The 242-nt window shown below is 72.7% G+C and carries 1 protein-coding gene; it reads right to left on the reverse strand.

Annotated features, from left to right (window positions below; translation table 11 throughout):
- The coding region (locus FJ658_RS15415; protein ID WP_305004403.1) for an acetyl-coenzyme A synthetase N-terminal domain-containing protein at positions 1 to 242 on the reverse strand (242 nt) is incomplete at both ends.

Consider the following 242-nt stretch of genomic DNA (forward strand, 5'->3'; position numbering starts at 1 on the left):
ACCCGGTCGCCGTTCCCGGCGAGCACGTGGCGGTCGAGGCAGTTGTAGGCGACGTTGAGGGTGCCGTCGGCGAACCACTTCGCGAACGGCGGGTTCGACCAGTCGAGCACCGTCTGGAACGGCGTGTGCCAGTGCAGCTCGCGGGCACGGTCGGCCCAGTAGCCGAGCCGATCCTCCGCGGCGCGTTCGGAGAGCTCGGGCCCGGCCACGCGGTCCGCGACGAACGCGGGGTCCGGCGCGAA

The organism is Schumannella sp. 10F1B-5-1 (assembly GCF_006517535.1).
GTDB lineage: Bacteria > Actinomycetota > Actinomycetes > Actinomycetales > Microbacteriaceae > Schumannella.